Genomic DNA, 17,609 nt, shown 5'->3' with positions numbered 1-17,609 from the left:
TTGCTACCCCTGCGTCTTTACCAGGGTAGAGGTGACAAAGCGACCGGGTCGGCTGCTGGCCGGCTGGCCGTCGCGAAGGGTCGCCTCCCCAGCGACGAACACGTGCCGCACGCCAACGGAAGGCTGCTGTGGATCATCGAAGGTGGCGCGATCCTGGATCGTCGCCGGATCGAAGACGGTCATATCGGCGACATAGCCAGTCCTGAGTTCCCCACGCCGCTCCAGCCCAAAACGCTGTGCCGGCAAACCGGTCATCTTGTGGACCGCGCGCTCCAGCGGAAACAGACCTAGGTCACGCGCGTACAAGCCGAGCACGCGCGGGAACGTGCCCCACAGCCGCGGGTGCGGCGTTTCATCGGAAGGAATGCCGTCAGAGCCGATCATGGTGTCGGGATAGGCCAGGATGTCGCGCACGTCTGTCTCGTCCATGATGAAGTACACGGCACCCCCTGGCACCAGCGCCTGGGCAACTTCATGGCGTGATTGGCCCCATTCCTGCGCAAGGTCCTCCAGGTAACGTCCGGCGGCTTCAGGATGCGCAGCGGACCAAGTAATCAGGATGCGGTCGCATTGATACACACGCTCGGGACGCAGCATAGTCGACGATGCCGCATACGGATAGCAGTCCAGGCACAGCGGCATGGTTTTGGCCAGCCCCCGCACCTGCGCCAGCGTGTGGCGGCTGCGGCCGTAGTTCTGCTTGCCCACCAGCTTGTGGTGCGAGATCACCGTCGATACCCCCAGGGCCTTGCCGATGCGCGCGGTCTCGTCGATCGATGCGCCGACGTTGTCGCTTTCATCGCGCATATGGGAGACCAGCACGCCGCCGAGCCGCTTCATCGGCTCGCACATACGCACGATCTCATCCTCGGGTGCCGCGGCCGATGGCGGATAGAACGTGCCGGTGGACACACCGATCGCGCCCTGGCGCAGCGCGGCCTCGATGTCTTGCCGCATGCCTTCGATCTCCACATCGCTGGCGGGCAAGCCAAGCTGGCGCAGATGCCTGGCGCGCAGCGTGGACTGGCCCACCAGCACCGCGACATTGACCGCGGCCGGCTGCGCCGCGAATGATTCCCGGTAGGCCCGCACTGAATCGAAGCGGTAGCCGCCGCGCATGATGTCGAGCGGGGCCGGCGGGATGCCGTCAGTCACCAGGGGGAACAGGCTGATGCCGCAGTTGCCTGCGATAATGGTGGTGACGCCCTGCGTAACCTTGGGCAGCATCTCCGGGGACTGGAATACCATCCAGTCGTCGTGTGTGTGGGTGTCGATAAAGCCCGGCGCAACGATCAGCCCAGTAGCATCCACTTCGGTGTCCGCCCGCGCCGCAACGAGGTTTCCGATCGCGGCGATCTCGCCGTCCAACACTCCAATGTCGCCGGCGCGACGCGGCGCGCCGGTGCCGTCGATCAGGTCGCCGTTGCGGATGATCAGATCATAGTGCTTTTGCATGACGCTCCCCCTCAGTCGACCTTGGCGCCGCTCTTACGCACCAGTTCGCCGAACTTGACGGTCTCCGTCGTGATTAGTTGCTGGAAGTCGCGTGCGGTGCCACCCACCGGTTCGAACGAGAGCTTGTCCAAATGCGCACGGAAAGACGGATCCTTGATGATGGCATTGACTTCCCGGTTCAGGCGGTCGAGGGCCTCGGCAGGCGTCCCTGGCGCGGCCACCAGTCCAGCCCATGCAGTCAATTCATAGCCCTTCAGGCCGGCCTCCGCCATAGTGGGGAGGTCCGGGAACTGCGGCGACCGCTTGCTCGATGTCACCGCCAGCGCCCGCACACGGTTAGACGCCACGTAGGGCCCGATCGACGGCACGTTGTCGAACATGAGCTGCACGTTGTTGCCAACCAGATCCTGCAGCGCCGGCGTGCTGCCCTTGTAGGGCACGTGGGCGATGTCCAGGCTGGCCATGACCTTGAACAGCTCGCCGCCCAGGTGACTGGTGGTGCCGTTGCCGGCCGAGCCCATCGACAGCTTGCCCGGATTGGCGCGGGCGTAAGCCACCAGTTCCTGCGTGGTCTTGACCGGAAGCGAGGGGTTCACCGCAAGGATGTTGAAGGTCGTCACCAAGCCGACAATGGGCACTAGCTTGTCGGGGTCGTAGGGCAGCTTGGTATAGAGGAAACGGTTGGTCGACATCGTGGCGTTGTTGCCATAACCGATCGTGTAGCCGTCCGCCGGCGCGGCCAGCAGCGCCTGCATGCCGATATTGCCGCCCGCTCCGGGCCGGTTTTCGACAATCACGGCTTGGCCAAGCCGCTTCGACAACGCGTCGCCAAACAAGCGCGCAACGATGTCCGGTGCGCCGCCCGGCGCGGTCGGTACGATCAAGCGCACCGGCTTCTCCGGCCACGCCGCCTGCGCCGCAGCCGGCGCCAGCAGCAGCGTGCCGAAGATCCCCGCAGCCAGTGCTTGAATTGCTGTCTTCCTCATGCTGATTTCCTCGTCGTCGTGGTGTCACTGCGGATCGAGTATCAGCGCCGGCCGGACGGCAGCCTAGTGAAGTTTTGTGGTTCGATAGTTTCCGTGACGGAATAAATCTAGAAGGCTCCACGGCCGCGCCTCTCCTTCGGCGCAGTATCGCGACCGACTTGCCGGCGACGCTTTGAAAGAGTGCCGCGAGCGGGTCAACCGATCGCGGACGTTGAATCGCGCTACCTTAGCGTTTCAAGCAGCGCTGGCATGACGCGATCGTCTGCCGGCGCGATCCGGGAGACGAACGATATCTGACGAGACGGTGGCGAGGGGTGCCCCTCAGTTGCGAGCATAGATATGCCTTCTGCAGACTAGAGCTTCGGTAGGAACCTACGCAGTGCAAAAGAGCGCCGTCCACAATGTTGTTTGCACTCGGGGCAATGAAAAAAACCCCGTCATCGCTGGCGGGGTTTTTTCATAAATCTAGGAAACTGATTAGACTGGCTCGATCTTCGTTGCTGCGGGACCCTTCTGGCCCTTGCCTGCTACGAAACGAACCTTCTGTCCTTCTTGGAGGCTCTTGAAGCCAGCGCCTTGAATTTCAGAAAAATGTGCGAAAAGATCTTCGCCCCCTGCGTCGGGGGAAATAAAGCCGAAGCCTTTCGAATCGTTGAACCACTTTACAGTACCGGTTTCCATGTGAGGACTCCTTAAAGATTCTCGCCGGCGAAGGATGCAGACGAGGCACGACGATCAAGGAAGATGCATGGAGAGAAAGTGGCCCTAACGGGGTGCAACTGACGCTGCGAGACTAGCTTGAAGATCCTGCGAGGTCGGTTATACAGGTGAAGTCATACTCGGTCAATCAGAAATTCTTGCTGCATCTGCCGTTCCGGCTTCCATTGAGAACGGTATGGCTGTCAAGAATCCCGTTAACGCGCTGAGTACGGAAGGCTCCTTTCGGCGGGCGATCGCAGACACCTCGCCATGGAAGGGACGCGCCGTCCGGCGGCGCTCGTTCCCTCCAGAATCCGAGTCGCTGCACGACACCCCTTGTCTTGCCGTCGCACATGCCCGTCGGCAGCTGTCGCGCCCATCGGAAGCGACGGCGTTCTACAACTCCATTACGGCCTGAGGCGTGTTCCTGAAGCTGATCGCCATGCGGTTATAGGTATTCATCAGGCTGATGGCGATGGTCAGGTCAACAAGCTCGCGTTCATCGAACACGGCGCGTGCCGCCTCGTAGGCCATGTCGGGCACGCCAGTCTGTGCAACCAGCGTAACCGATTCGGCCCACGCTAGTGCCGCACGCTCGCGCTCGTCGAAGAGATGGCCCGCTTCCCTCCATGCCTGCACCAGCGCCAGCTTATCGACCGTAGCGCCTTTTTTCAGCAGGTCGCGTGTATGCATGTCGAGGCAATAGGCGCAGTTGTTGATCTGCGAGACGCGCAGGTAGACCAGATCGACGAGAACCGGCGACAGATCGCTCTGCATGACGTAGCCGTAGACGCCGCCAAGGGCTTTGACGCCCTCCGGCGCAATCTGAACGTAGTCAAGACGCTTGCTCACGAGGTTACTCCTTGAGGTAGGGGATTACTTGATGGGGGTGGTCAGCACTCTGTCGTTGCTGTCCGCGACGAACACGGCGAGCAACTTTGCAGACTTTGTTTCGCTCGCGTTGCGGCTTATGCGATGAACGGCGCCTGGCTCCTCGAAAAAGCTCTCGCCAGCATGGTAGACACGCTTGGGGCCATCATCGACCTGTGACTCTATATCGCCTGATACGACGTAGGCATAGATGAAAGCCGAGCCTGCGTGCCTATGTGCCTGCGACGCTGCGCCCGGTGCATAGTCAACGACGACAGCGATCAAGGACTTGCCCGGAATGTTAGGAATGGCACGCTGAAAGTTTGGTGTGACAGTCTCCGTCGTGTCATGCGCGTTGGCAGGAAGGGCGATGCCAAAGGCCACAGCTGTGCAGACGGCTTCTACGATACGTCGAATGTTCATGGAAGTTGGGGCTCCGATTTACCTCCCAGAATTGTCGTGCGACAGGCGGCTACTCAGAAAGCACCATGAATGAACATTTTCGATGTACCAAGACGCGACGAAAGATCTAGCGCCACGGGTCCATCAGTGGCGTCCGAGAACCAGTTCCAGCAGGCGTGAACAGTTGGACGCAAGGGTTCGTTCATCGATATTCGTGACGCCGAGCAGTAGCCCCTGCTGCGCCGGATGGCTCGTGTACCAAGGTGAGAGAGGAACTGGGGCTAGCCCGAAAGCTCGCGCCCGCGCAGCGATATCGACATCAGAGGCCGAAGGGGGCGTCGCGACCACGACGGTCATGCCGGCGGCCGCCTGCACTCTGATCGATTGCGAGGCCAGGCCCTTCAGGCAACGAACGAGTGATTCCTGTCGAGCAGCGTAGAGACGTTTCATACGCCGCAGATGGCGAAGATAGTGTCCGTCGTGCATGAACTCGGTAACGGCGTGTTGCACGGAAGTAGTCGGCGCGGGCGCAAGGCACGCTGCGACGTCTCCAAAGTGGCGTGCCAGGGCAGGCGGGACAACGAGAAACCCCAAACGCAGTGCCGGACTGATCGTCTTGCTGAAGGTCCCGATGTGCAGCACCCGTCCATCCGAATCGAGCGACGCCAGCGCCGGCGCGGCCCGCCCTTTCAGCTGCAAGTCGCCGAGATAATCGTCTTCGACAATCCAGGCATTGTTTTTTTGGGCCCAGCCGAGCAGTGAGATTCTTCGAGAAAGCGACATCGTCATTCCGAACGGCGCCTGCTGGCCCGGCGTGACCACCGCGAGGGCGGCTTCGGGAGCGATCTGAATGCCGGCGTCGACATTAAGCCCGTCCACATCGACCGGCACTCCTGCCACGGTTATGCCGGCCAGCCCGAGCGCCGCGCGTGTGAGCGGAAAGCCGGGCTCTTCCAGCCAGGCTTGGCGACCTTCCAAGCGAAGCCCGCGAATCGCCAGATTGAGCGCGCCGGAGAACCCTGCGGTGACGAAGACCTGGGAGGGGCTGCATCGAAGCCCGCGTGAGACGCCAAGATACGCAGCGATCTCCTGGCGCAAATCCGGCTCGCCACGTGGGTCGGGGTAGCCGACGGGAGCCGCTGCTGCTCGGCGGGCCGCACGCGCCTGAATGCGCGACCAGAGCTTGAATGGAAAGGCGTCCTGGGAGGGGACCCCCATTTGGAACGCCAACGGCGCTGTGCTGAAGTCGTAGAACAGATCCGGAAGCGGCGGCGCCTCCGGCGACCATCCCGTCGTCGCCGGCAATGGCCGCGCGGCTACTCGGGTGCCGGCCGCGCCAAGGCCGATCACGAATTGCTCGTCAATTAGCCGTTCATAGGCGGCCCGCACTGTGCCCCGGGACACGCCGAGCTGGGTGGAAAGATCAGACCAGGACGGCAGCCGTGCGCCAGCGGAAAGCTGGCCCGACTCGATCGCTTCTCGAATCGAGCCGTAAATTTGCGCCGATAGAGAGATGCGCCCGGACCGATCGAGGCCGATAGAAAGCTTTGTCATGGACGCGCATAGTACATTCGAATTGTCCAATCTTAGGCCTTTTCCATAACCCAAGGAGAGGTGTAATTTTGTCGGTGTCATGCCGCTAGGCCCGTTCGGGTTCAATGACTCACGCGGCGGGCTCCGGAAATCAAGCGTGCTGCAGGAATCGCACGCTCTCAACAACGCGAGGAATCCGATGAAGCAGGATAAGGCAGCGCCCGCAATCGAAAGTCTTGGTGTCGTCATCCCCGACAGCCAGCTAGCGCGCGAGGTCGCGCAGCTCATTCGCGACACCGAAAGCGAACTGCTCTTCAACCACTCCACGCGCGTCTATCTATGGGGCGCACTACTGGGAGAGCGAAAGCGCGTAGCGTTCGACCGTAAGCGGTCTTTTAAGGGCGCCCCTTGCGGCCGCCGGCGGTATCCGCTAGACGGTTGAGGGCTTGAGCCTCCAGGGCAGCAGAGCCTCGTAGTCGTCGGCGGTCTGTGCGTGTGGCAACGCCTTGAACAAGGCAACGAGATACTGATACGGATCGACGTCGTTGGCCTTGCAGGTTTCCACCAGCGAGTAAAGACTTGCGCTAGCGTTGGCACCGGCCACGGTGTCGCAGAAGAGGAAGTTTCTCCGTCCGATCACGAATGGCCTAATCGCGTTCTCGCAGGGATTGTTCGAGATCGGCCAGGTTCCGTTCTCGATGTAGCGCACGAGCTTTGGCCACTGCCCATGCAGGTAGTGCAGCGCCTTGCCGAACAGGCTTTGCGGCAGCACGGTATGCAGATGTTGCAGCAGCATCGTTTCGATCTCGGCCAGCAGCGGCTGGCTTTGTTCGGCGCGAACCTGCTGCCGTTGTTCCGGCTTCATCTTGAGCGTGTGGCTTTCGATGGCAAACAGCTTGCCGATGCGCTGCAGGAATCCGGTGACCGGGTGGTCGGGGCGTTTGTCCTTGGGCAAGGCTTGCTCCGCCTCGACCAGGTAGCGGCGCGCGTGTGCCCAGCATCCGAGATGCACCAACTGATAGGTGTTTGCGACGTCGTCGTATGGTGCATAGCCGTCGGTCATCAACACCGCCCCAGGCTTGATGCCGGCATAGAGAGCCGTAGCCTGCTTTGTCTCGCGTGTCGGGCTATAGGCAAACAACCGTACCGGCGGCCCTGTGCCATTCATCTGCGCCCATAGGAAGCTCTTTCTCTGGGCAGGCCTGCCGGGCTCCTTGAGCACCTGTACCGTTGTCTCGTCACCGTACACGACGTCTGCTTCCAGCAGATGGTCACGCAGCAGGTTGATGATTGGCTGCACCGCCTGGCCTACTCGCACTATGCTTGCGGCCAGGGTGCCGCGAGAGAGGTCCCCGCCGAAGCGATGCAGCAGCGCTGCCTGGCGGTACAGCGGCAGGCCATCCTGATACTTCGAGGTGATGCACCAGGCCAGCGCCGATTCGGTAAGGAGTCCCTTGGGAATAATGCGCGCCGGTGCCGGCGTCGTCTTGATGCCGCCGTCGCAGCATGGGCAGGCGTACTTGACCCGCTGGTGCTGGATCACGCGGACCTGCTGCGGCACGATGTCGAGCTGTTCGCTGACCTCGACGCCAATCTCGACCAGAGCCTGGCCATCGAGGGGGCAGACGCGTTCCGATTCGGGTAGTTCGTGACGAACCTCGACACGGGGCAGCGCCGGGTCGAGCGGCTTGCGGCCGCGCTTCTTGCGTTTGTGTCCGGCCACTTCGGTCTCGGGCGTACCTTCTTCTTCCTGCGCCGGCTGCGCGGCCGCCGTCGCCAAGGCCTCGGCCTCATTGAGGAACAAGTCCTTCTGCTCCGAGCCTCGCGCCTCGCTCTTTGCGGCGAACAGCTTACGCTGAAACGCCTTGAGCTGTTCCAAGAGCAGGTCTCGCTGGACCGTCATCACACGCAGTTCGCCCTTGATTGCCTCGCGTTCCGCGAGTATTGCCTTGAGCTCGCGCTCGGCGTCTCGCAACAGTTGCAGCTCGGCGGCGGTAACGGTGACGGGCGTGGATGGCATGGCGGGTTAGACCGCTGCCGCCAAACAGCGTTCACGCAGCGCGATGGTATTCTCGGTGCGGGTGCCGGCGCATCGCCTCGATGTCGATTCCCTCGAGCAGCCAGTGCAACTGTTCGACCGTCAGCGTAGCCACAGCCGCCTCGCGTGGCCAGGCAAACCGGTCCGCCTCCAATCGCTTCAACAATAGCCAGAAGCCGTTGCGATCCCACCCGAGAATCTTGATGCGATCGGCCCGCTGGTTACGGAACACAAATACAGCCGATGCAAACGGATCCAGCCCGAGCGTCTGCTCGACCAGCAGTGCCAGGCCGTTGATGTTCTTACGGAAGTCCACTGCGTCGCGATGCAGATACACCCGCAGCTCAGCGTCGAGCCGAAACATCAACGGTCTCCACTCAGTGCTTCGATCATTGCCTTTACGAGCCCAACGTCTCGCTCGCTGCATTCGAGCTCAAGTGATACACCGTTGGGCAGCTTTGCGCTCAAGAGCGCCAGCGGTTGCGCTTGCCGCGGTGGCGGATCGCCAGTCGCTGATGCCGCTTCGTGACGCGGCACCGCAACCTTTGCAAGTGTCTCGATTGGCCGCGAATCCTGAACCTCCTGGACAACCGGCACGAATGCCGGCAACGCACCTCGCGCCTGCACTGAATCTCGGTAGTCCCGAATCCATTTGCGCAACTGGTTAGCGTTGATACCGGCCTTGAGCGCCGTGCCCGAGACCGATGCTCCCGATTGAAGACAGAACTCAATCAGACGCCGCTTGGCCGCTGGCTCGTAGTCGCGCTTCCCATTGGAGCGGACTCGCACCGCCTGCAGCGGAAATAGGTCAATCTCGTCTTGGATCATGTTTGCGTCCGCAAAGTCTTTGCGGACGCTAGCCTGCCAACGTTCAGCCTTCAATACCAGACGTCGTCAATTGAGCGCTTACGGTCAATCGGATTAGCCAGCAGCAATCGACTGGGTTGTCACCCTACGAAGTCGCTCAGGAGTCCTTGTTGGCAGGGAACGGTAACGTAACGAACGACGACACTCTTTTCCTTCACCGATGGACGAACTCTACGACCGGATTGCCATTAGCTTTGACGCGCAGGGCTTGATGAGGACCCTTGGCGCGCGGCTGCTCCATGTTGCAAGCGGAGAGGTACACATAGAGCTACCCTTCTCCATGCATCTCTCTCAACAGCACGGCTATCTCCATGCGGGAGCAACAACGAGCGTGCTTGACAGCGCGTGCGGCTATGCTGCCCTGACGAAAGCCCAGCGTGGGCTAGAGGTTGTTACGGCCGAGTTCAAGGTCAATTTGATGCGCCCAGCACTGGGCGAGCGATTCCTGGCCATCGGACGGGTCCAGAATGCAGGGAAGCTATTGTCGGTCTGCACTGGCGAAATCCGAGCGTTCGGAGACGGCGACACCTACAAGGTGATTGCGCTCATGCAGGCCACGATGGTCACGGTTCCTAAGTAACATTTCCCGCAATGTGGCCGAAATATCCGGCAAATCCTAGCTGCACTCAGCCCCTATTCTTACACGCGGGCGCCCGCAGGGCGATCCCTGGCGTTTGCATCTCTTGGCAGTTAGTTGCATAAATCGCGCGACTTTACACGCGGTGTCTACAGGAAAATTGGCTGGCCTGGGCTTGACTTTGCTGGCCGTGGTGTAGCTTGAGGGTATCTAACTGGAGTCTCTATGACAGCCAGTGATTTCTTTCCAAGACCATGCTGAAGGCCGTCCATGCCCCTCGATTCCCAGCCACCCGTAGACCAGCCTAATGGCAATGAACAGCTTGACCGTACATTGGCCGCTATCGAGCGTTGGCTCGATAGCGACGCTTTCTGGCAGGTGGAAGCCTGCAAGGAGATCTTTCGCTTCGGAGCTGGGCCACTCGATTGCATCTCGCGCGATCAATTGCGCGCCATTTGGGCGGCCGCCAATACCGGTCTGTCGTACCAACACGGGCCGGAGGCCGGAATGCTTCCGGCCTGTGGCGACATCGATTGCACGACTTGCGAACTTGTCCCTTTCTCCTCCAAACCGTAGCCATCATCCGTAGCCCGACCAATACTGCGCGATGTTGGAGCAAGAGCGGGCACACGGTGCGCTACCCTGCCGTAACGTCAAATGTCGCGCCAGTGTTGGGCTTCTTGCCCTCACCGGATCATGCCTGTATATTCATACAGTATGAGGCCGGATAGCAGCAGCGATGCTTCTGCAGGTTTGCGCTGGGTCATCTGATGAACCGACAGGTCACGATTTAAATGCTGCCCCGCTGGCTTCGATTTCTCGGTAAAACCATTCTTGTCACTGCGCTGACCTTGGCGGCCGCATTCGCATCCAGGGCTGTCTACCTTGCGTCGCAGGTTCCTAAAGTCCAAATGGAGGATGCTCGCGGCGTCGATCAGCCTTCGGCGAATTGCCCTCCGCCCCTTTGGAATAAGGCTCCCGCTTATGATTACGGCCGCGATGGACGGAGCGACAAGGCGCCGGGGTGCTACGAGTCGTAGCTCGACGCGTCCCCGTGCTACTCCTTCGATGAAATTGGTTCGCTAGTAGTTTTCTTTGGCTCGCAGGCGTTACCGATCTAGAGGAGCGAATCAGGCTCGCTCAATCTCCCATGGGCAAGGAGTCGCCTGGTGAAGTTCGGCTCAAACCCCTTGAGTTCTAGGCTGCTTGTACAGTAGATGAGCAGTCGTCAGGCATCTGCGACGTGCTCGGGCCGGCCACGAACCCACTCGGCGAACGCTTCGTCTTCGATTCGGTAGTCGCCCATCGCCAGGCGCGTGACGAGATTCGCCGCCAGTAACCGCCTCAGTGCGTGACCTGTGGTGTTGCGCGTAGCTACTTTGCCAATCATTTTGCCCAGCCTTTCCAAAGTCGCCGCGGAATGCAGGTCGGACTCACCTCGGGCCAGAAGATACAAGATGGCGCGATCGGCAGGTTTCATGTCGCGCCATTGCGCCAGCGAATGCTCATCGGAGAATACCGAGGTCTTCGTGTAAGCTAGCGCGGCAGCCTCGCCCTGAGGTTGGTACATCATGTACCGCTCGATGAATCGTTTGAAGAATTCGGGTGTGCGGTGTAGTTCCTCAAAGGCCCGCTTGCCTTGCTCAAGGGTGAGCTTCTGGCGCGCCATGCTGTTCAGCAGCTTGACCGTGAAGGCGACAAATTCGTCGCCGAGAAGGGGAAACGGCTCAAGCGGCGCCCAGTTATAGAACGGCTCAGATGCTCGCGCAAACATTGCGCGGAGCGTTGTCTCGGAACTGCCAGCAAAGATCACCTTGATGCGATCTTTCCGGATATCAAGCGCGGCCCGCAAAGCGTGCGCAAAATCGCTGTGGTCCGCTCCGGCAAGCACCTGTGCTTCGTCGATGACAAGTAGAAGCGGCTTCTTCGCTCGGTCTATTTGTTTTAGCACCTCATGCAGTGCGATGGTCCGGTCCGAGCCCGGCTTCCCCAATTCGGCTTCGAGAGTCCCCTCCCCTACGCCGGTCAGCTTGGCACTCGCCTTTACCTTCTTGACCGGTGCGCCAAGCCTGGCCATCAGCGCACCCGCGCCTTTGGGCTCCAGCGCCTGGGTGAGTGCCGCCACGAGGGCTGTTTCCGGAGAGGATCTGTTATCCCAAAGATTCGTATACGCGGTCAGGTAGCCCCCAGCCACCGCCGCTGGCAAGAGATCCCGACGCAAGAACTCAGTCTTTCCCATGCGACGGCGAGCAAAGAGGCCACGCGCGGCGGACAGCCCGAGTTCGAACGCGCTCAGATACGCCTGCGCGAGTTCGGGGCGAGCAAAATGCCACGGATCGGGGAGGTTCTTCTCAACAGTTCTCATATTCCTTGAGAATTCTCAAAACTCTTGAGAAGACATGATACAAGGCCGGCTCTGAACTGAACAGGCCGATTACGGGTCACGATTTGCTGGATCGCAATCCGCCAAGTGCGGGGGATGGACCCCATGAGCCCTTGCCGAGGCTTGGCCGTTCCGAAAATGTATAAATGCCATAGAAATGGACGGCATGCACGCTCGCTTCCCAATGCACGGCTGTCCACGCTAAACGTCTTCGCAGTCCGAAATGCCCCTGGAAGCACATGAGTCACAAATTTCCTGACTTTCACGCTTGAAAATAGAAAACGAGCCGCTTGATCAAGGCAGACCACCCACATCTTTTGCGCGAATGGCGCATCGCACTCCATGACTTAAAAACGACGCATCTACGTTATTTACGCCATGGTTGTCGAATCTCAGAATTTGCATGCGCCCGATTCCCGACGCACATTCAGCCCAAGCGGAGTGGAACTACCGGCCACACCAGTGGGCACTACCTTGATCGGCCGAGCCTCGGCGGGAGCGTTCCGTCAACACGGCAACAAGGTCATCCTCGGTGGGCGCCAAGCTTGAAGCGTCATGGAGAAAAAACCGGATCCTGATCTTATCTACAAGAGCGGCGACCCTCCCCATACCGCTCGAAACCTTTCTCGCAGCGCTTCTCCTTGGATATAGCACCACGCGTACTGTAATGTAATATTTTCCTAGCGCACGTTTTCGCCAGCGATCCATTCGTAGTTGCTCACCATGACAGAACATATCGTTCGCATAAAAAGTGGCGTACCAGGCTTGGACACGGTCCTCTGCGGCGGTTTGGTGCGGGGGGCCTCCTACATAGTTCAAGGAAGTCCGGGTGCCGGCAAAACGATCCTGGCCAACCAGATAGCCTTTCATCAGGCGATGAAGGGGGAGCAGGTTTTGTATGTCACGCTACTGGCCGAGTCCCACGAAAGATTATTTCAGTCCCTGGCCACATTCGATTTCTACCGTCCGGCCACCATCGGAAGGAACGTTTTCTATCTGAGCCTCTTTAAGGTGCTCCAGGAAGAAGGCCTTCGCGCCCTGATAAGCACATTACGCAATGAGCTGGCCCGCCATCGCTGTACATTGCTTGTACTGGACGGATTGCTGATCGCTAAGGACAAGGCGGAGTCCGCGCTGGACGTCAAGACTTTTGTGGCAGAGTTGCAAAGCCACGCAGCCTTTAACAGCTGCACAGTCCTTCTGCTCACCAGCGCACACCACGATGACGTTAGCCCCGAGCACACCATGGTCGATGGCGTGATCCAGCTCAAGGAAGAGCTCGCCGGCATCCGCACTATGCGACAGCTCCGGATATGCAAGTCCCGAGGGAGTGAGGCGCTTGGCGGTCTGCACCAGTACAGAATCTCAGGCGTGGGTATTGATGTTTATCCGAGACTAGAGGCACTCCTACGAACACCATCGGCCGAAGAATGGTCCGTTCAGGCGCGCGTCGATCCGGGAGTACAGGGATTTGGCCAGTTAGTCGGCGGCGGTCTTCCACCTTCATCCGTCACTTTGTTGACGGGACCCGCTGGGAGCGGCAAGACAACTTTCGGTCTCAACTTTCTAAGCATGGCTACACCAGATAGCCCGGCTCTCTATTTTGGCTTCTACGAGTCCCCGCAGCGACTCCGAGCCAAGGGGCGTGCCCTGGGCATTGATCTTGAGAGGTTAGAGCGATCCGGGGCGCTGGTCATTCTTTGGAATCCCATGACAGAAAATTTATTGGATTCCTTGGGCCACGAACTTCTGGAAACTGTACGTCTTCATCGTATCCATCGACTTTTCGTCGACGGCATGATGGGTTTCCAGCGAGCAGCGCTGTACCCCTCCCGGCTTGTTGAGTTCTACACCGCTCTAGCTAACGAGCTGCGAGGCCAAGGCGTCTCGACTCTCGTGTCCCTGGAAGCCCGCGATGTGGAAACCTTGGTTGGCCCAGAGCACTTGCCTCAGTTTGCGGGCGTGATGGATAACCTGGTGTACTTGCGCCACGCGACCATCGACGGACAGCATCGCCGGTTCATCGGTATTGCGAAAATGCGGGACAGCGCTTTCGACGCCACTTTCCATCACGTCAGCATCGGACAGGGGGGGCTGCAGGTCGCAAACCGACTGCTGCTACCCGGCGGTCCTGAAATCACCCCAGTCTTCGACACAGGGAGCCAGAATTTTCACGGGTCCTAACCATGGCTGCGGTAGTTGTAATCGACGACGAGGAGATGAATGCGGATGCGCTGGCGTTCATGCTGGCAGCAGAGGGTATGTCAGTCCGCACTGCCACAAATGGTGAAGCTGGCCTACAGCTCATCGCGGAAGAGCGTCCAGACCTCGTCATCACGGACTTCATGATGCCAGTAATGACGGGGCTCGAGTTCGCCGAGAAGCTTCGGGCGAACGCTGCCACCGCCGATATCCCCGTGATCCTCCTTTCCGCAGCCCAGGCGAACATTGGTCGTCAGCATCCACATCTATTCAATGTGGTATTCGAGAAACCATGCCATCCACCACGGATTATCGAGGCGATCTCTCAGCTGTTAAACGACCACAAATAGCCTTCTGGGCCTTTGATATTCTCTAATTTCACAACCATCCGTCCGTGACGGCGACCACGCGCCAACTCGGGCAGCCATACGGTGACAGCCGGTCTCGCATATCCTCTCGCTTCCGATCTGAATGCGGGCCGACTTATGCGCAGTTCTGCTTATAGCTTTGCTGCAGACGTTTCAAGCTCTTGTCACGTTCAAGCTTGGGAATGGCGCGGCCCTGCGCACTGGTGGTCGCAGTACCAGGCGATGTATACGTGCGCTTCCGATCGGTCTCTTCGATGTCGCGCAGCAGTTGGTCGCAACGAGTGCGGCGCTGGTCCTCGTAGCTTGCGTCCGATTTGTTCTCCGGGTTGACCGCGGATGGCGGCCGATATGGGTTGCTGCCTTCCTGTACGGCCTCGGAGATCGCCGACGCCGCGCTTCCATTGTTCTGAGATTGCCCCCTGGCCACGCCCCCGGGAAGCAGGGCTAGCAGCAAGGCAACGGTCAGCAAACGCCGAGTCGTTTCCATAACGCCTCCATAGACGGTGAACCTTTGGGTTCTACCGTAACAGTAGCATGGGTCTCCGCGAAAGCCGAGGCCGCTTTTGGCAGCATCCTGAGCCAAATTCGCCGTCCGGCGTACCTGCGCGACTCCCCGCGCATGGACTTACCCATAGACCATCCAGCCCCTACTTCAGCCGGGAGGCCTTCGTTGCGCAGGTAGGCCATACTCGCTAGCCAATCTTCCTGGCTACACGAACTGAACAATAGGGGAGCAAATGGTCACCACTCTCTATTGGACTGCCTACGCCCTCACTGTCTTCGTCGCGCTTCTCGCCGGACTGCGGTGGATTATCCGGAACGATCCATGTTTCGCATGGGACAAATAGCGATACGCTGCGCCGTGCTTGCGTTGTTGTTGTCGCAAGCTGCAATGGTGCAAGCCTTCACCAAATGCCAGCGACCCGGAAAGGTGCTGTATACACAGGATCTACACTGCCCGAATGGCTTTGCACTCGTTCCAACCGCTGCAGGAGGGACGGTATCCACCGTCGGCAAAAGCGACTCGGTCCGTCAGCAGGAGCATGCGTTTCTCGCCTCGCGCTCGGCCCACATCTCGATGGCATCGCCCAGCAGCGTCACGATAACTAATTCCGTCGCGGTTCCGCCCCAAGCTGCTGTATGTGAGGCGCTGGCCGAACAGGCCCGAACCGTGGAAGCCTCCATGCGGCGGCACAACCCGCCTCAGTGGCAGGACACCCTGCATCAGCAATATCGAAGCCTTCGCGACCAACAGTACCGCCTGGGATGCTAGGCCACGACAGTTTAGCGATGCACCCATTGCGTAACTCCGGGCAAGTTCGCTAAGCTCCACGGATCCGGCCAGCATGCAAAGGTCCGGCACTACATGACTAAGGAGATCCATGGCAACGAAGAAGACGGCCGTCCCGAAACCCGTGCCAGAAGAAGCGGCGGCTCCCGCACCAAAGGCCGCAGCGGCCAAGAAGGCAGTCGTCGCACCCGTGGCGAAGCCGCTGAAAGACACGTTCAATAGGACTAGCCTGGTCGCACACCTAGTGGAACAAACGCATCTGGACAAAAAAACCGTTCAGACGGTGCTTGCGCACCTGGAAAACACGATCGTGAGCGCAGTGCACAAGAAGGGCGCGGGCGAATTCACCTTGCCCGGCCTCTTCAAGGTTTCTGCTGTCCAGGTACCGGCAACGAAGAAGCGGTTCGGCAAGAACCCCTTCACCGGCCAGGAGCAATGGTTCGCGGCCAAGCCTGCCTCGGTAAAGGTGAAGGTGCGTCCCCTGAAGAAGTTGAAGGACGCGGCGCTCTAAGACGCAATCCGTTGGCCCACGAAAAAGGGAGCTTGCTCCCTTTTCGGACATTCGTCCCCCTCGCTTGTCCGATTGATCGACCACTGCGGCCGCGCTCAAAGAGCCGCGCACTACGCGGTTCCAATAAACTCTCCGAATGCCGGCCTATCAGAAACGCCGCATTTTTTCCAGTCGCAGGCACACATGTCAACCGCTAGCTTGTAGAGCAAGCTCCTCCCATACGAAAGCGCATGCGGTACGCCGCCGTCGGCGGCTATTTGGAGATTCTATGTTTGCGGAAATCTATAAGGGCTACACAGTGCGCGCATTTGTCTGGAAGCTGTGCAACGGGCAATTTGAGGCCTCGGGTGGCGTGGACATCGCTAGCCGTCGTGTGGAGGATTCCGGGGCCATCGCGTGCTTCCCCACGATCGGGGAAGCAAAGGAAATGGGTCTAGCATGGGCCAAGGATTGGGTCGATTGGACCCTTGGTTGACCGGCTGCCTTATCGTTAAGACTACGTGCCATAGGGCGGGAGTCGCGAATTTCTTTGCAGGAAGACGAACAGGCGGCGGACTGCGATGTAGCTGGCCGTCAGGGACTGAACCGCGCCCGTGCCCAGATTTGCCTGCCGGTCCGTGTAGGCGTCGCGCCAGCTATAGGCTTTGCAGAGCAGCCATTTGAGCCTTCCGCCACCGCGCGTGAGCGCGCGGTCCCCATGCAGCGTGGCGCTAAACGAATCCGCGATCGCGCGCGAGGATCGCTAGTAGCCGAACGCTCCGCGCACTCGCGAGCCCTGCCCCACTGCGCCATCGCCACCGAGATAGAGCCCACGGTCCGCTAACTTACGGACGCTGCGATAGCGCTCCCGTGGAAGCGTTGCCAATGGCCAAGTACCTCCCCCCACAGCGGCTGGACAGCACAATCAGGCATCGCAGCGGCCGGCACGGCGCGGCAGAATGCCCCAGGGCAGAAACGGAACAAACGGCCGTTCGATATGCAGGAGCGGCGTCGTGCACGACCAAAAAAAGCCACGGCCGGGGTGGTCGTGGCTGAACGCAAAGATTGCCAATTTCTCGGCAACGAAAGGTTTGGCGCGAGTCGGTTATAGTTGTAGTTCCCCCAGCGGGTCATGCCTGCATCCGTCACTTCGGAGCGGCTCTTCAAATCTCGGCAACACTCGTGATGCCCGCGACAATGTGGCCGCGCTTCTACCTCGAGCCAGCCGCTCCCGATGTTGCCCCGCTACCGCTCGCACTACCGCTGGTACTACCACTGGCGCCCGTCGGGGCAGTCCCTGTGTGAGTGCCGCTGCTGCGAGAATCGGTGGGCGTTACGCTGCCTGACCCTGCGACGGAACCGGAACCTGTTCCGCTGCCGGCTGCGGTGCAGCCGGCCATTACCGCTGCCAGCATTGCAAAAGTCGCTGCCATTGCTCTGGTCTTCGT

The 17,609-nt window shown here is 60.0% G+C and carries 18 protein-coding genes and 1 pseudogene; 8 read left to right on the top strand and 11 right to left on the bottom strand.

Going from position 1 to position 17,609, the window contains the following annotated elements:
- Positions 1–3: 3 nt before the first annotated feature.
- The 6 genes from EPAKOI_RS25840 to EPAKOI_RS25815 all read right to left on the bottom strand — a co-directional run bounded on the left by EPAKOI_RS25840 (position 4) and on the right by EPAKOI_RS25815 (position 5,966).
- The gene (locus tag EPAKOI_RS25840) at positions 4–1,455 is read right to left on the bottom strand and encodes an N-acyl-D-amino-acid deacylase family protein (protein WP_423194758.1); all 1,452 of its coding nucleotides are present in this window, start codon (positions 1,453–1,455) and stop codon (positions 4–6) included.
- Between the two features lie 11 nt (positions 1,456–1,466).
- Positions 1,467–2,441: a Bug family tripartite tricarboxylate transporter substrate binding protein gene (locus tag EPAKOI_RS25835; RefSeq protein ID WP_124686904.1), complete on the bottom strand. Its 975-nt coding sequence runs from the start codon at positions 2,439–2,441 to the stop codon at positions 1,467–1,469.
- A 477-nt stretch (positions 2,442–2,918) separates the two neighbouring features.
- Positions 2,919–3,122 carry a cold-shock protein gene (locus EPAKOI_RS25830; protein WP_124686903.1) on the bottom strand — a complete coding sequence of 68 codons (204 nt, stop codon included), beginning with the start codon at positions 3,120–3,122 and terminating at the stop codon, positions 2,919–2,921.
- A gap of 414 nt (positions 3,123–3,536) precedes the next feature.
- Complete coding sequence (locus EPAKOI_RS25825; protein ID WP_423194757.1) at positions 3,537–3,992, bottom strand: carboxymuconolactone decarboxylase family protein; 456 nt, start codon at positions 3,990–3,992, stop codon at positions 3,537–3,539.
- 24 nt (positions 3,993–4,016) lie between these two features.
- The gene (locus EPAKOI_RS25820) at positions 4,017–4,433 is read right to left on the bottom strand and encodes a cupin domain-containing protein (protein ID WP_423194756.1); all 417 of its coding nucleotides are present in this window, start codon (positions 4,431–4,433) and stop codon (positions 4,017–4,019) included.
- A 123-nt stretch (positions 4,434–4,556) separates the two neighbouring features.
- On the bottom strand, positions 4,557–5,966 hold the full coding sequence (locus tag EPAKOI_RS25815) for a PLP-dependent aminotransferase family protein (RefSeq protein ID WP_423194755.1): 1,410 nt from the start codon (positions 5,964–5,966) through the stop codon (positions 4,557–4,559).
- Positions 5,967–6,144: 178 nt separating this feature from the next.
- On the opposite strand from EPAKOI_RS25815, the pseudogene EPAKOI_RS25810 reads away from it, so the two are divergent.
- A pseudogene (locus EPAKOI_RS25810) lies at positions 6,145–6,327 on the top strand (phosphohydrolase); the annotation flags it as partial.
- 48 nt (positions 6,328–6,375) lie between these two features.
- Here the strand turns inward: EPAKOI_RS25810 and tnpC are convergent.
- Genes tnpC through tnpA form a run of 3 tightly spaced genes read right to left on the bottom strand, consistent with a single transcriptional unit; the run spans position 6,376 to position 8,811 of the window.
- Positions 6,376–7,965: an IS66 family transposase gene (tnpC, locus tag EPAKOI_RS25805; RefSeq protein WP_008652249.1), complete on the bottom strand. Its 1,590-nt coding sequence runs from the start codon at positions 7,963–7,965 to the stop codon at positions 6,376–6,378.
- 31 nt (positions 7,966–7,996) lie between these two features.
- Complete coding sequence (gene tnpB / locus EPAKOI_RS25800) at positions 7,997–8,347, bottom strand: IS66 family insertion sequence element accessory protein TnpB (RefSeq protein ID WP_008652247.1); 351 nt, start codon at positions 8,345–8,347, stop codon at positions 7,997–7,999.
- Positions 8,347–8,811, bottom strand: a complete 465-nt coding sequence (gene tnpA, locus EPAKOI_RS25795) for an IS66-like element accessory protein TnpA (protein ID WP_008652244.1) — start codon at positions 8,809–8,811, stop codon at positions 8,347–8,349. The genes tnpB and tnpA overlap by 1 nt, the downstream gene beginning before the upstream one ends.
- A gap of 199 nt (positions 8,812–9,010) precedes the next feature.
- Between tnpA and EPAKOI_RS25790 the strand changes: the two genes are divergently transcribed.
- Positions 9,011–9,430: a PaaI family thioesterase gene (locus EPAKOI_RS25790; RefSeq protein WP_423194754.1), complete on the top strand. Its 420-nt coding sequence runs from the start codon at positions 9,011–9,013 to the stop codon at positions 9,428–9,430.
- A 267-nt stretch (positions 9,431–9,697) separates the two neighbouring features.
- Positions 9,698–10,003 carry a hypothetical protein gene (locus EPAKOI_RS25785; protein WP_423194753.1) on the top strand — a complete coding sequence of 102 codons (306 nt, stop codon included), beginning with the start codon at positions 9,698–9,700 and terminating at the stop codon, positions 10,001–10,003.
- 652 nt (positions 10,004–10,655) lie between these two features.
- Here the strand turns inward: EPAKOI_RS25785 and EPAKOI_RS25780 are convergent.
- Entirely contained in the window at positions 10,656–11,792 is a 1,137-nt protein-coding gene (locus EPAKOI_RS25780; RefSeq protein ID WP_423194752.1) for a hypothetical protein, read from the bottom strand.
- A 741-nt stretch (positions 11,793–12,533) separates the two neighbouring features.
- On the opposite strand from EPAKOI_RS25780, the gene EPAKOI_RS25775 reads away from it, so the two are divergent.
- Both EPAKOI_RS25775 and EPAKOI_RS25770 read left to right on the top strand, forming a co-directional pair.
- The gene (locus EPAKOI_RS25775) at positions 12,534–13,994 is read left to right on the top strand and encodes an RAD55 family ATPase (RefSeq protein ID WP_423194751.1); all 1,461 of its coding nucleotides are present in this window, start codon (positions 12,534–12,536) and stop codon (positions 13,992–13,994) included.
- A 2-nt stretch (positions 13,995–13,996) separates the two neighbouring features.
- Complete coding sequence (locus tag EPAKOI_RS25770) at positions 13,997–14,362, top strand: response regulator (RefSeq protein ID WP_423194750.1); 366 nt, start codon at positions 13,997–13,999, stop codon at positions 14,360–14,362.
- 133 nt (positions 14,363–14,495) lie between these two features.
- Here EPAKOI_RS25770 and EPAKOI_RS25765 read toward each other — a convergent pair whose 3' ends face one another.
- Positions 14,496–14,867, bottom strand: a complete 372-nt coding sequence (locus EPAKOI_RS25765; protein ID WP_423194749.1) for a hypothetical protein — start codon at positions 14,865–14,867, stop codon at positions 14,496–14,498.
- A gap of 339 nt (positions 14,868–15,206) precedes the next feature.
- Here EPAKOI_RS25765 and EPAKOI_RS25760 point away from each other — a divergent pair, with 339 nt between their 5' ends.
- The 3 genes from EPAKOI_RS25760 (at position 15,207) to EPAKOI_RS25750 (ending at position 16,657) form a co-directional block, all read left to right on the top strand.
- Entirely contained in the window at positions 15,207–15,653 is a 447-nt protein-coding gene (locus EPAKOI_RS25760) for a hypothetical protein (RefSeq protein ID WP_423194748.1), read from the top strand.
- A gap of 109 nt (positions 15,654–15,762) precedes the next feature.
- Entirely contained in the window at positions 15,763–16,182 is a 420-nt protein-coding gene (locus EPAKOI_RS25755) for an HU family DNA-binding protein (protein WP_423194747.1), read from the top strand.
- A 268-nt stretch (positions 16,183–16,450) separates the two neighbouring features.
- Positions 16,451–16,657, top strand: a complete 207-nt coding sequence (locus tag EPAKOI_RS25750; RefSeq protein ID WP_423194746.1) for a hypothetical protein — start codon at positions 16,451–16,453, stop codon at positions 16,655–16,657.
- The last annotated feature ends 952 nt before the right edge of the window (positions 16,658–17,609 follow it).

It is taken from the genome of Cupriavidus sp. H18C2 (assembly GCF_049393795.1).
Taxonomy (GTDB): domain Bacteria; phylum Pseudomonadota; class Gammaproteobacteria; order Burkholderiales; family Burkholderiaceae; genus Cupriavidus; species Cupriavidus pauculus_C.
The sequence above is the reverse complement of the archived record's forward strand: the minus strand, read 5'-3'. Positions and strand labels throughout refer to the sequence as shown.

Bases quoted from the DNA above. Each gene is read 5' to 3' on its own strand.
- EPAKOI_RS25840 (WP_423194758.1), bottom strand. From the start codon at position 1,455: ATGCAAAAGCACTATGATCTGATCATCCGCAACGGCGACCTGATCGAC.
- EPAKOI_RS25780 (WP_423194752.1), bottom strand. From the start codon at position 11,792: ATGAGAACTGTTGAGAAGAACCTCCCCGATCCGTGGCATTTTGCTCGC.
- tnpC (WP_008652249.1), bottom strand. From the start codon at position 7,965: ATGCCATCCACGCCCGTCACCGTTACCGCCGCCGAGCTGCAACTGTTG.
- EPAKOI_RS25815 (WP_423194755.1), bottom strand. From the start codon at position 5,966: ATGACAAAGCTTTCTATCGGCCTCGATCGGTCCGGGCGCATCTCTCTA.
- tnpB (WP_008652247.1), bottom strand. From the start codon at position 8,347: ATGTTTCGGCTCGACGCTGAGCTGCGGGTGTATCTGCATCGCGACGCA.
- EPAKOI_RS25830 (WP_124686903.1), bottom strand. From the start codon at position 3,122: ATGGAAACCGGTACTGTAAAGTGGTTCAACGATTCGAAAGGCTTCGGC.
- tnpA (WP_008652244.1), bottom strand. From the start codon at position 8,811: ATGATCCAAGACGAGATTGACCTATTTCCGCTGCAGGCGGTGCGAGTC.
- EPAKOI_RS25785 (WP_423194753.1), top strand. From the start codon at position 9,698: ATGCCCCTCGATTCCCAGCCACCCGTAGACCAGCCTAATGGCAATGAA.
- EPAKOI_RS25835 (WP_124686904.1), bottom strand. From the start codon at position 2,441: ATGAGGAAGACAGCAATTCAAGCACTGGCTGCGGGGATCTTCGGCACG.
- EPAKOI_RS25750 (WP_423194746.1), top strand. From the start codon at position 16,451: ATGTTTGCGGAAATCTATAAGGGCTACACAGTGCGCGCATTTGTCTGG.
- EPAKOI_RS25770 (WP_423194750.1), top strand. From the start codon at position 13,997: ATGGCTGCGGTAGTTGTAATCGACGACGAGGAGATGAATGCGGATGCG.
- EPAKOI_RS25790 (WP_423194754.1), top strand. From the start codon at position 9,011: ATGGACGAACTCTACGACCGGATTGCCATTAGCTTTGACGCGCAGGGC.
- EPAKOI_RS25820 (WP_423194756.1), bottom strand. From the start codon at position 4,433: ATGAACATTCGACGTATCGTAGAAGCCGTCTGCACAGCTGTGGCCTTT.
- EPAKOI_RS25765 (WP_423194749.1), bottom strand. From the start codon at position 14,867: ATGGAAACGACTCGGCGTTTGCTGACCGTTGCCTTGCTGCTAGCCCTG.
- EPAKOI_RS25775 (WP_423194751.1), top strand. From the start codon at position 12,534: ATGACAGAACATATCGTTCGCATAAAAAGTGGCGTACCAGGCTTGGAC.
- EPAKOI_RS25760 (WP_423194748.1), top strand. From the start codon at position 15,207: ATGTTTCGCATGGGACAAATAGCGATACGCTGCGCCGTGCTTGCGTTG.
- EPAKOI_RS25755 (WP_423194747.1), top strand. From the start codon at position 15,763: ATGGCAACGAAGAAGACGGCCGTCCCGAAACCCGTGCCAGAAGAAGCG.